The 14,069-nt window shown below is 47.0% G+C and carries 3 protein-coding genes; 2 read left to right on the top strand and 1 reads right to left on the bottom strand.

The features are described 5' to 3' along the window. Window positions 1-214 precede the first annotated feature (214 nt). Both H9L42_RS09830 and H9L42_RS09825 read left to right on the top strand, forming a co-directional pair. The gene (locus tag H9L42_RS09830; protein WP_187303235.1) at window positions 215-4,213 is read left to right on the top strand and encodes a Cna B-type domain-containing protein; all 3,999 of its coding nucleotides are present in this window, start codon (window positions 215-217) and stop codon (window positions 4,211-4,213) included. Between the two features lie 312 nt (window positions 4,214-4,525). Next, window positions 4,526-13,819, top strand: coding sequence for a Cna B-type domain-containing protein (locus tag H9L42_RS09825; RefSeq protein WP_187303234.1), 9,294 nt, complete (start codon window positions 4,526-4,528; stop codon window positions 13,817-13,819). A 7-nt stretch (window positions 13,820-13,826) separates the two neighbouring features. Here the strand turns inward: H9L42_RS09825 and H9L42_RS09820 are convergent. Then, window positions 13,827-14,069, bottom strand: a 243-nt coding sequence (locus H9L42_RS09820) for a hypothetical protein (protein WP_187302588.1), incomplete at its 5' end; no start/stop codon positions are given.

The following is a 14,069-nucleotide window of genomic DNA, read 5'->3' as shown; positions in this document are numbered from 1 at the left end:
GCGGGCGGGAAATCCCCCGATGCGCAGTCTCTTTTTTGTCGGGTTTGTGAAAAAAATTCACCAATGTTAAGGATTCGTCTGGAAATTGTGAAGTGTAACTGAACTTTCAAATTGGAAGGCAAAATGTAACCAAAAGGTAACGTTTTTGTTCCTATAATATTCTCAGATAGAATTTTCCACAGAATATATGGCAGAGAATGAGGGGGAAAGCGAGATGAAGAGGAACGGAAAAAGACGGATATTCAGTTTGCTTCTGTCAATGATGATGCTTCTTACAACGATTGTTTCGGGAAGCGGCATCGTATACGCGCAGGAGCAGGCAGGTACAGGTGAAGAAGGCGGCGCGCCGGGAACCTCACAGGAGGAAACAGCCAGGGAACCGGTGGAGTATGATTTCAGCGAATGGATTACATCGGCTGTGCTGATGGTGAAAAATTCCGATGGAGAATACGAAGAGGTTACGGATCAGACGGTCGCCAAAGACGCGGAAGCCAGAATGGAAATTGAGTATAAAGCTCCGGAGAAGATGGACTCCAAGGATTTTATCGTTTACCCGGGGGACACCTTTACTTATACACTGCCGGATGAAATTAAAATCCAGACAAAACAGGAAGGGACGGTGTATGACGGAGCGGATGAAATCGGGACGTATGAGATTTCCCAAGAAGGCGTCATAACCATTGCGCTGAGCGAGGATTTTCTTACGGAAGACGGAAGAACGGGAATTCAGGGAATGATTTCCTTCGATGGAAAGTTGAATCTGCAGGCCGCGGGTAGCAGCGAAGAAACAACCACCATTACCATCGGCGACATTACTCTGGAAGTAACAGTAGAGCCGGAAAAAGAGGAAGAACACGCAGGAATCAAGGTCGAAAAATCCCATACAGAGCAGACTGTCTCGCGGAACGCGGCAGCTCGTCTGAAATACCAGGTGACCATTACGGCAGACGACAACAATACGATGGATCTGACGGGGATCACTGCGTCGGACGCCTTTTCAGACGGCAAAGATTATATTGCTTATGATACAGACAGCCTTTCCTTCGACAATACAAAGGCGCCGGGCGTAACGGATGTAACCGCGGTTTGGGATAATGAGAATAAGAAGGTAGATTTCCGGATGGAAGGAACTATGGAGAAAGGCGATGTACTGGTGCTCACTTACTGCGCTGACGTGGACGATTCGGTTTACTCGGACGGAATGGGAACCGCAACGAAAAACGGAACCGTCCAGGTATCCAAAACCATAAAAAATACGGTCAGCGTAAGTACGGAAGAAGACACGTCCGCAAACGCCAGCGACAGCCAGAGCTTTTCCAAGCTGTGGTTCAAAAAAACGGGGACCGTTCAAAGCGACGGGAGTATCCGTTATGTCATTTACGCCAACGGTGATCCGGGGCAAAATCTGAAGGGATGGACATTTCGGGACACACTGGATGAAAACCAAAAATTTGACGCGGAAAGAGATTTGACTGTAACTAAGTACAAAACTTCCGCGGCTGCGGATGAGGATACGGAAGGAACCGCTTATTCAAAAAAGGAAACCATCCAACTGACCGGAAATCAGAAGTATTGGGAGTATACCGAAACAGAAGGAGCGTATTATTATATCTTTGAATATTACACGATTCCCACTGCTCAGAGCCTGAATACAACGATTTCTAATACCCTGGAGCTTTACAAAGACAGCGGCGGAACTCCGGAAGGCAGTACCACCCTGAATGTCGGATACAGCATATACAGTTTGAGCAAGACCTTAAGCGGCTATGATCTGGAATCCGGGACGCTAAACTGGACGACAACCCTTAAGAATGAGAAAAAAGATATTTTTTCGGATAAAGAAATGGAATCAAGCATCCCCAAAGGCGCGGTATATACCGATACGCTGAGTGTTACAGACGGTGGTGAACACTGGTTTGAAGAAGACAGCCTCGATCTCAGCGTGAAAGAATCCGGAAACGACAGCGCGCTGGAGGAAGGAGAGGACTACACACTGAAGCAGAGCGGCAGTCAATTTACGATTACCTTTGAGAGGGAAGTAAAAGCTCCGGTTACAATAACATATACGTCAAAAGGAGATTTCCCCAGCGAGACCAAGAATACGTATACCAACACCGGAACTCTGGAAATCAGTGATTATCAATGGAAATCAAGCGCTAATTTTGAATACAGCACGTCAAACTATCTGTCTAAGACGGCCAATGATGACTTCAGCGAACAGGAGAGGACTTTTTCCTGGACGCTGACGGTAAACAGCAAGAAAGCAGATTTTGGAGACGCGGCGGCAGTCATTTCCGATACGCTGCCGGAGGGATTGGAATTTGTAAGCGGCAGCGTTACGTCTCCGGCTAGCGGAGTCACGGCGGACTTTGATTATGATGAGAGCAGCCGAAAGATTACGGCCACGCTGACAGGAGCCTCCGGACAGGAAGTAAAACTGAAGATCGTCACAAAGATCACGGACGAGGACTTCTTTGAACGCGAAAACAGCGCCGAATATATTAATACCGCGCGGCTTCAGATCGGAAGCAAAAAGCTTCCGGAGGTTCAGGCAAAAAAGACCATTCAGTATACCCCGCTCAGCAAAGAGCTGGTATCCTATAACGAAAATACCGCGCCTTACGCCAATTATAAGCTGACCGTCAATCCGGCTGGTGAAAAGCTGGGAGGCAGCGAGGGAACGATTCAGTTGATCGACACCATGTCGGATAACTTATCGCTGGTGCCGGGAACGATTGCGATTACAAACCTGAAAATCGGAGAAACGCTTACTTCGGAGGACTATACTCTCGCTATTGATTCGGATGAAAACCGCTTTACGTTAACCCTTCCGGATGAAACGCCGCTGGAAATCACATACAAAGCCTATGTGCAGGGACAGTCCGGCGATACGGTAGATATGAACAATACAGCTGTGCTGCAGGCGGAAGATACGAAGCTGATTGAAGTGGAAAGCAAACGCGAGATGGTCGTAGAACAGAGCCGGGCAACCGCCACCGGAAATCCAAAGCTGACGATCTGTAAAGTGGATTCCGAAAATGCCGAAAAGACGCTGTCCGGCGCGGAATTTGAGCTGTCAGTCATAAAAGATGTTACAAAGGGCGAAGAAGAGAGCCTGAAAGCGGATAACCTGGAAAAGGTGGATACGTACGTGACCGATGAAAACGGCCGTATCGTGTTCAACAATTTGTCTTACGATACATGGTATTGTTATCAGGAGGTATCGGCTCCGGACGGCTATATGCTGGATTCGACACCAAAGGCTTTCATTATTTTGAGCAGAAACTCGGAGATTACCGATATTCCGGACTGGGTAACACAGGCCTCAAGCGGACTGAGAGTCTACGCGCAAAATGACGCGATTCCGAATATTTCCGTCAGCGGAACGAAAACCTGGGCGGATGAAGACGCCGATTCCCGTCCAACTTCGATTCAGGTGATCCTGCAGCAGAACGGAAAAGACTACATCGATGAAAACGGCGACAAATATACGAAAACCGTAACAGCGGCGGACGACTGGAAATATACCTTTGAAAATCTGCCGGAGTGCGATGAAGACGGAAACGCTTACGAGTACTCCGTAAAGGAAGGCTATGTAGAAGGTTATACTTCAGAAGCGGACGGAATGGATCTCCGCAACATACAGGATTATGAAGGTTATTACTATGAAGGCACGATCCGCATTACAAAGCAGGTTCTTCTGAAAGGGGACGATTATAATGTCAAGGACGTGTATTACGCGGGTATCTTTCAGGACGCGGACTTTACCGAGCCTCTGACAAACGACGATGGGACGCAGATGATTGTGCCGCTGGTGCTGGATAATGAAAGTGAAACGACGGTAGAGATTTCGGTTCCATTTAATGAAGAGGACTCCGCCACTTATTACATTACAGAAGTGGATGAGGACGGAACTCCGGTGGAAAACGCGAAGGGCGTGGAGTATAAGGCTTCTGTCAAAAACGGGAAAGTCGTTCTCGATACACAGGACACCGAGGGCAGCGTAACCATCGTGAACCGCTATGAGAAAGCGAAAGCCGCCGCGAAAGGCGGGAGCGGTTCCGGAAATAACGGGGACAGCGCGTCGGGAAGCGCGACCCAGACGGGCGATGACAGCAGCGTCGCGCTGCTTGCGCTGGCGATGATGGCAGCCATTACGGTGATGGCAATTCTGGCTGTTCACGGAAGGAACAGAAATCTATTAAAAAAATAAAATAGCAGGAAAGCGGCTGTGAAACAGGCATAGCCTGAAAACAAAGAAGGATCCTGGGTCAAAAAGAAGCCCCGGCTCCTTCTTTTTCGTTAAAATTCATTTGCCTAGTTTTTTTGTCCGGATCTCTGTGATCTGGTGCTGGCATTTGACCGTGTTACAGAAAAAAGAACAAATTTGAATAAAAATTTGAAAAAAGTTTGTTCAAACTGTGAAATGTAACTGAAATGTAATTGGAGGTCTGTATAATAGGTCATAATTACAAAACTATTTTTGCATTTTGCAAATAGGAAATCATGATCGGTGAGGTGTGTAATGAAAAAGAACGTAAAAGAGAAAAAACGAATTTTAAGCCTGATTTTGGCGGTGGTTATGGTGGTAACCATGATGCCGATGCAGGCTGTGGCCGCGGCGACAGACAGTACCGTCGAAACCACGGTTGAAAAGACTGTAGAAAAAAACACAGATCAAACAGAGAAAGAACAGCAGCCCGCGAAAACGGGTGATGAAAAAGACGGAGACAATCCGGCTGTTTCTGTAAAATGGCTCCCGGATACCGGAGAGAGGGAGGATGAGAGCAAAGGTGACGTCCAGCTCGAAGCTTCTCTTAATAAAAACGGTCCGGCAGCTTCGGCGGATGTGGAAATCCGACTTGACAAAGAAGAAGCGGACGCCCTTGCCCAGTTCCGAAACGAAGAGGGGCAACTGGATGAAGCTGTGAAGCTGACGGAAGAAGGACTTCCGGAGATTTCCATGAAGAAACAGGAAAACGGAGATGTTCACCTCTGCTTTACCCTGGATCAGGATAGCAATGATCTGAAGCAGAAAATCGAATTCCAGGTTCCGGAAAACGCGGAAAAAGATGTGGAAATCGAAGTTACAAAAGAGGATGTTACCGTTGCGACTGAAGCAAAAGACGATGCTCAGAACGGGGACGAAGCAGAACAGGTAGCCTTTGAGTTTGAAGGCAAAGTCCTGTCACTTAGTGTGCCGGAAAAAGCAGCGCAGGATGATGAAAAAAACACACCAAACGATGAAGAAAATAACGATAAAGAACAGAACGCGCCTGTCGGCGAAGAGAATAATGTAGAAGACGAAAGTAAGCAGCCGTCCGCGGACGGACAGGAGCCGGCGAAAGAGAAAAAGCAGCTGAAGATGGATGCGGTGTTTGCTAATGTGCTGGATGCCTTCACAGGAAATCTGGAAGAGGCGGAGAAAGACATTACATATGGCGAAGGTATTACACAGAATGTGTTCTGGGCGGACAATCGTGATGAAGAAGGACTTCGTCCGGACGTGGCCGCAGAGGACTACTGGACGTTGTCTTACCGTATGAAGGAGAAAGATGGAGATTGGGAAAGCTGGACCGTGCTGAACGGAGAAAACGGAAAGCTGTTTGATATGGATGAGAACGGATTTCCGGAGTCGGACAGCGCCAGTGCGAACCTGGATGGCGTAAATCGGTATACGATCAATATAAAAGAATTGCCTTCAAAGGTTATTTATACGGACAAGTATGGTGTTCAGAGAGAATTCGAGGTTGAATGGAAGGTCGATCCGAAAGCGGTAAATGGATACGATCGAGAGGATGTGACCGAAGAGAATCTGAACACGATGAAGGACAAGTACGAATGTGATCTGACAGAACCAGGATGGTACTATGTTCTGAAGACGGAATTCGCGTTTGATGTCGCAGTAAGACAGGGAAACAAGACGGATATGAGCGGAATCGCGGATGCGGTGAAAGGTCATTTCCAGCTGATGGCTTCCTGCGGCGAAAACAAGGAATTTCACGAAAAATTAAAGGGACCAACGGAAACGCTGAATTTTACCAATGGAAATCCGAATTCAAAAATGACTTACGGAAACCTTTGGAAATATAATCTGGATGGTTCCAGAATTACTTACAGAGTAGAAGAAAAAGAGGGTACGGAAGAAGGAAAAGTTGAAGTTCAGCGCCTTGTGCCGGATTACTTCGCAATTTCCTATGACAATTCCGAAGCTCCGAATTACGGCGCGGTTGTCAACAAAATTCACGATGGCGGAACGCTGTATCTGACTCTGACCGGAAAGACCGATTATGAAGCGGTAAAAAAGTGGAATGATGAAGACGTAGACAACGCGCAGGAAAAACGTCCGGCAGGTGAAGTGCAGCTTTGGAGATTCCGCAGCGGTGAAGCCTATACTTCCGCAGCGCCGGTTCGCGATGCTAAGGGTGATATCCTGACGATTACGCTGGATGGAAATGCGACGCAGACCATTGAGTTCGGAAAACCGGAAGGCCTTCTTGGTACCGGGGAACCCACTCTGGAAAAATATGACCCGGAAGGGTATGAATACATCTACGTGGCCAGAGAATATCTGGACTCCACCGCGAAAGACGGAGGTGACGCCAACAGCTACGACCAGATCTTCGGAGAGGTTGTAGAAGAAAATGGAAAGCTCATTGTGAGAGACACCGTTAATAACGGCGGAGGCAATGCTGTACGGGAAGATAATAACACGTTCCTGTATAATGGAGGAACTCTGACAAACCGGATTGCGGATACGGTAACGGTAGACGGCGTAAAAATTTGGAAAGCGGCGGCTTTCCAGGCGGAATTTGAAGATGTTGCCGTTGAAGTAACGCTTCAGTCCCGTCCGGCAGACGAGGGCGAAGATACCTGGCAGAACACAAAAGAAGTCGAAGTTTTAGATGACTTCTATGCGGAAAATCTGTCCGGAACGAAATTCTCCCGTACAATGCCGAAATATGACGATTTGGGAAGAGAACTGGAATATCGCTGGGTAGAAAGTAAAGTGACGCAGGGTAATTCCGCGAACCTCCTGGAAGAACGGGAAGATGGTCTGTATTTTACGCTGAATCAGAGCGGAAAGAATGTTCTGTACCGTTCGGACTCTACAACGGATGAAGAAACAGGAACGCTGACTGTAATCAACTCCATCGCGGACACGATTCGCTATGACGTGGAAAAAGTATGGGTCGGTGAGGATGGAGAAAAAATCGATGCTCCGGAAGGCGCGGAAGTGACTTTTAAGATCTACCGTGCGGTCAGCGGAGAAGGTCTGGGCGAGCCGGTAGCTGAGTTTACAATGGACGGAGAACCGGATTCAAAGGAAACGCTTGTAAATAAAAAACTGGGAATTTACGCGCAGGAAACAGAAAGCTGGAAAGCGACGGTCAAACCTTTGGCGGAGTACGATGAAGAAGGCTGCGTATATGAATACACGCTGCTGGAAACCGGCGATCTGGGAGACTACATTCCGACTTATAAAACAGAAAGAGATGAAGACGGCAACTATAAGACCACTGTCTATAACGGCCACGGCGGAAACCGCATCATGGTGCGTAAAGAATGGACGGACAACAGTGATACCGCCCATCGCGGAAAGGTAAAAGTCAATGTTTATGTAAATAAAAACATTACTACGGAAGAAGACGGAAAAGTATACGAGAAAGATCAGCAGATTGGAACCGCCATTCTGGGTGAGAACGGCGTATGGAACAAGCTGGTGGGAATCGGCTATCTGGATCCGGAAGAAGATGTGTATATTCTGGAAGAAAAAGTAGGCGATACGAAAGTGCCTCTGACAGACTACCTGCTGGATTCCAATACTGCGCCAAACTATGAAGACCCGGAAGAGCCGGATGAGAACACCACAATTCAGTACCAGACAGAAGAACATAAATATGAAGCGACTTATTACAAAGAAAAGGTAGAAAATGAATCGATTTACACGGTAGACAACCGCAGACTTGGAAATGTGGATCTGACTGCTGTTAAGACCTGGACGGACGGAAAGGACAGTGGAAAGACCCGCTCCGAGCTGAGGGAGGCGTTAAATGATGCGAGTCTGTTCCTAGCGATGAAAGTGAACTTCTCAGAAATGACAGCGAGGGAAGACTACTATGAAATTACACGAGAAGGTTATGGAGACAAGACAGCGGATACCGTTACTATCGCGCCGAACAGCCCGACAGAAATTAAGGATAAGGATGGAAAGGGAGTTTCTTCCGTCCAGAATATTTCCTTTGCGGATGATACCTCCGAGATTTATTTCTACAATCTTCCGAAGTACGATAAAACAGGAAAGATTGTAAATTATGAAATCAAGGAAGTCGTAGTTGATCAAGACGGCAGAGTGGTTGACTGGAATGAGCTGAAAGCGGATTATAAAACTGTTTATGAGGCACTGACAAAATATCAGACTTCCGTAACACAGACCAGCTATGTGGTTGGAGAACTGCATGACAGCGACAAACAGACGGTCGATGTAACCAACCGCCTACAGGGGAACAAAGACATCAAATGGTATAAGAAGTGGAAGGATGATTATGTCTTCAACGAAGGCCAGCGTCCGGACATCTATCTGGATATCTACCAGGTAAAGCATGTTCAGGGAGCAGATGGAAAAATTACAACAGAGACGAGTATTTTCCAGAAGGACTATAAGTGGACAGCGGAAGATGAAAATCAGAAGTACACGTACTGGACGGTAACTCTGGATAATGTTCCGAAATATGACAGCCTCGGCTATGAAATTATGTACTATGCCGTGGAAAAAACAAAGGTTAATGATGAAGAATTTGACTATGCGGATGTTGCTTATGAAATGAACGGCGATCCGGCTGGTACGGAAACTGTACAAGAAAAGCAGGACAATAATTATACGATCAAGGTTGATGACAAATACTATGCGTTGCAGGAAGACGGAACCTTTATCAATTCCATTTTTGATACAGTAACCATCCGCGGACAGAAGGTATGGTCCTCCCTGCCTTCCGGATATGAAGACGTAAATTTGCCGACAGTAACATTCAAAGTGCTGCAGAAAGTAAGCGGAGAAACGGGTGACGGAAAACAGATTGCGACACTGACCATTAAAGAAGATCAATGGGTGAAGCTGAAATCAAAGGGATCCTATGTCTTCAAAATCAAGTTCGAAGGAGAGAATGTTGTTAAATTTAATAATGGAACGCCGGAATTTGTCAGCACAGAAGAACATCCGATAGAGCTGCCGAAATACAATTCGGAAAACGGAAAATTGTACAGTTATGAACTGGACGAAGATGTAACCTGGCCGGAAGGCTGGACCAGCCCGGAGTGGACGGAGGTTTACGACGCGGAAGATAGCCACACTTACCGCATGGATAACGTATACAACAGTACGAAGGGATCCTTGGGAATCAAGAAATTCCTTTATCTGCCGATGGAGAACGACAAGCCGGAAGCTTATCCGGCAGTGGAGTTCAAGTTGACCAGAACCTATACAGACAATACGGGCGAAACAGTAAAGGATACAAGTTTCTCTAAAACAGAAATATGGACTTCCGATGAGGTAGAAGAGGCTTATGAGAAAAATGAAAATAGCCCGGTAGAATGGACACATACCTTCGAAAATTTGGATATTTATGCACCAAATGGCTCTCCTTATATCTACACGGTTGAGGAAGTGAAGACAAATCTGAACGGATACGAAACCTATGCGGGAGAAGGTGATCTGCAGGTAGAGACTTGCAATCAGGAAGGCGTGAAAGTCGAAGGACTGCAGCCGAAAACGGAGTCTGAAATTCAGGCGACCTTTAAAAACCAGCAGAACGAGACGGAGAAAGTAACGCTGAAAGGAAAGAAGATATGGCAGGATTACAGTGATGCCTTCGGCTTCCGTCCGGATGACATTGAACTGACCGTAACTCGTTCAGCGGATTCACAGCCAGATCAGGATAATGGTATGGATCAGGATCTGAACAATAAGACGGATTATGATATTAAATGGACAAAGAGCGGCGATACATGGACCTATGAAATCAAAGGAACCGGCAATGACGAGCTTGAAAAATACGCGCCTAACGGTATGGTCTGGAAGTATCAGGTAACAGAACAGAAAGATTCAGATTCAAAGTATAATGTAACTCCGTCCGATGGAACTGTCAGCGGATCAAACGATGGAAAGAGTGCTATAAATATGGCGGATCTGACCAACAGCATTAAGACTTCCGAGCCATTTACAAAGAAGTGGGTAGATTCGGATGGAAAGACGATTACGGATGACTATCTGGGAACGGATCTGACGGTAACCTTTAAGCTGCAGGCCGCGGATAAGCCAGTAGACGGAGAGGCGGCTAAATGGATGGATGCAGGCGGTGATAACGGCTACTTTAGAACAATGCTGTCAGATAAGACGTACAACGCGGAATTTAGTGATTACATATTTGAGACAACAAAGACGGGAAGAATCAATGATGCGAACGCGTGGAAGACTGGATATTTCAGCAATCTTCCTACTTGGATCAAGGATAAAGAAGATAACGAACATGAGGTTGATTACCGCGTAGTGGAAGTTTCTATTCAGTATGGAAACAGCGATCCGAAGGCAACACAGAACATTACGGTTATAGAAGATGACGGGACTACATATAAATACAAGTACAGTACTGGAATCTTCGAATGGGGAGTTAGCGGATCTGTTAAAGACACCGAAACAATTCATACCAACCGTCTGCCGACTACGGATATTACGGTTGAGAAAGTATGGAAAGGCGACAATAACAACCTGTACAATACCCGTCCGGACACCGGACGCACGGGCTATGACTGGGAAACAACCTTTGTAATCCAGAAATCAGTCGATAACCAAAAGTGGGAAAATGTGAGGGTGAAAGCAGCAAACGAATCAGCAGAAAAGGATCTGACCATAACCCTTTATGGAACCAACAGCGATAAAAGTGTTGAGGCGGCCATCGAAGGCCTGCCAAAGACGGATCTGAATGGAAAGGATTATACTTATCGGGCAAGAGAACTGAATACCGATCAGGATCAGACAGTGCTTAAGAATGAGGATACCTATAATAAGACGTATACTGTGACCTATGATGATCCGAAGTCCGCGACAGATAAGAAAACGACGGCTACGAATACACTGAATTCAACAAAGATCTACGGTGAAAAGCAGTGGAATCCGGGAACCCTGAATGCGGGAAAGACTACACCCGTCAAACTTACCGCGCAGTATAAGACCGCTTCTGGCTGGAAAACGGTCAGCAGTCCGGTGACGGTAGACGGAACCCCGGCGTCCGCAGCAGTGATGGATCCAACTTCATCCCAGTATGTACCGTTCCACGAATACGAATCCTGGAAGGCGGTATGGAACGATCTGCCGGAAGTAATGCCGGGAAGCGAACTGAAAGACGGAAAGACACAGTACAGAGTGATTGAAACTGTACCGAGCGGATACGTTCAGGAAGACGCGGAGATTGGAAAAGTAGGAAACTACCCGTCCTATATCTACAAAAACGTAGAGGCGGTCAGCTATTCCGTAGAGAAAGTATGGGGCGGCACTGTAAAGGGTACAAATGTTGTAGTTGGATTGTACCGCACAATTACTGACAGCAAAGGAACCGATGAGGACTATGTTGTAAAGAACACTGACGGAAGCCAGAAGACAGTAACCCTGAATAAGGATAATTCCTGGAAGGGGAACTTTACCGGACTTCCGAAGTACGATAAGAAGGGCAACCTTTATACCTATTATGCCCGTGAACTGACGATAGATGGTAAACCGGCCAATAAGGAAACAATAGACTATATCTATGACATTGTTTACCATGATCAGGCAAATAAGACAAAGATCGTCAATATTGTGAAGATCGATATTACCGGTACAAAAACCTGGAAGGATAATAATGACACATATGAGACCAGACCGGATACGCTGACGCTGACATTATACCGTCAGGCGGCAGGAAGCGCTGGCAATGAAAAGGTAAACGCGACTCCGGAATGGACGAAAAACGGCAACGTGTGGACGTACACTTACAAAGATCTGCCGGCGACAGACAGAGATGGCAAAATGTACACTTATACCGTGGAAGAATCGATACCAAAGCCGGTAAGCGGCGATGATAGATATACGCTGAGCCAGAGTGGCAACAACCTGACCAACACGCTGACCGGTGAAATCAGCATCTCCGGTGAAAAAGTATGGAGAGACGGAAACGACGCCGATGGCAAGCGTCCGGACTCAATTACCGTTGTACTTTACAAGAATGGAACCGAATTTAAGACCAAAACGATTGACAGCGGCGACGCTACGGCAGACGAAACCTGGAGCTATACCTTCAGTGGGCTGGATGAATACGATACCGAAGGAAAGCGGATTACCTACACCGTTGACGAAGTACTGCCGGAAGGCTACAGTAGGACGGTAAACGGCAATACCATCACCAATACACAGCTGACGTCCCTGGATGTTGAAAAGGTATGGGGCGGTGTGGAAACAGACGCTCAGAAAGAAGTCGTTGTGGGACTGTACCGTACGACAGGCGAGAAGGATGAGACAAAAGACGCGGTAAAAGGCTCTGACGGTAAACAGATTACTCTGGCGCTGAATTCCGGAAATGGATGGAAGGGCACATTCGATGACCTGGCGAAATACGATGTAGATGGTGACGGAAAGGAAATCGAATATACCTATTACGCCCGTGAACTGACTATTGGCGGCAACCCGGTTAAAGAAGCGGATCTCTATAAGGTATATGACTATGATTCGGAGAACGAACAGGCGGCTACTTACGCGACAAAGATTGTTAACGTAGGAAAGACTTCCATTACCGGAAGCAAGACCTGGGTGGACAACGGAAACGCGTATCAGAACAGACCGGACAAATTGGAACTGACTCTGACCCGCCAGATTCAGGGCGGCGAGACGGAAACTGTGAATGTGAAACCGACCTGGAAAGATACGGATACAGACAAGTGGACGTACACATACTCCGATCTGCCGGCAGCGGATGAGAAGGGAAACAAGTACACGTATAAGGTGACAGAAACCGTTCCGACACCGAAGGACGCGGCGACAAGCGGCGACGAATACGCGGATACGCAGAATGGAACCGACTTCACCAATACTCTGACTGATAAGATCGATATCTCCGGCGAAAAAGTATGGAGAGACGGAGGTAACGCGGATAACAAGCGTCCGGAAAAGATCACCGTTATCCTTTACGCGAACGATAAGGAAGTTAAGAGACAGGAGATTACGGGCAACAGCACGGCAGGATCCTGGAAATACACATTCGAAAATCTGGATGAGTATGACAAGGACGGAAAGCGGATTACCTACACCGTTGACGAAGTACTGCCGAACGGCTACACAAATAAGGTAACCGATCTGGACATCACCAATACGCAGCTGACATCCCTGGACGTTGAGAAGGTATGGGGCGGCGTGGAAACCGCGGATCAGAAGGAAGTGGTAGTAGGACTGTACCGCACGACAGGCGAGAAAGATGAGACAAAAGACGCGGTAAAAGGCTCTGACGGTAAACAGGTTACCCTGGCGCTGAATTCCGGAAATGGATGGAAGGACACATTCGATGACCTGGCGAAATACGATGTAGACGGTGACGGAAAGGAAATCGAATACACCTATTACGCCCGCGAACTGACTATTGGCGGCGAACCGGCGGAAAAAGCGGATCTCTATATACACAATCATGATGGAGAGGCGAAAGATACCGCTACCTACACGACAAAGATTGTCAATGTAGGAAAGACTTCCGGCGGTGTCAAGTTGTTGTGGAGTTTTTGGTTGACAGATCCAAAATGATTATCATCTAGCTTAGCGGTATGCCTCTGTTCATGCTAAGGCTTCTGATCAGTGTCTGGGTTCCGCTGCTTCCATCGAAAACAGGCTCTCTCCTCTCAAATATGCTGAAATCAATCGCTCCCTCGCAGGCCTCCTCTATGATCCGTTCTGCATATTCACCATAGCTGCCTTTTCCTCTGTCTTTGTCCTTGAAATCCCTCGCTTCTATCTTTCCTCGGTTCTTTATGTATATCCTCTGCTTCGTCAGTTT

It is taken from the genome of Zhenpiania hominis, from assembly GCF_014333425.1.
In the GTDB taxonomy this organism is placed as follows: Bacteria; Bacillota; Clostridia; order Peptostreptococcales; family Anaerovoracaceae; genus Hominibacterium; species Hominibacterium hominis.
This window is presented reverse-complemented; position numbering and strand designations above follow the sequence as displayed.

Coding starts and splice junctions, on each gene's coding strand:
- H9L42_RS09830 (WP_187303235.1), top strand. CDS start 215: ATGAAGAGGAACGGAAAAAGACGGATATTCAGTTTGCTTCTGTCAATG.
- H9L42_RS09825 (WP_187303234.1), top strand. CDS start 4,526: ATGAAAAAGAACGTAAAAGAGAAAAAACGAATTTTAAGCCTGATTTTG.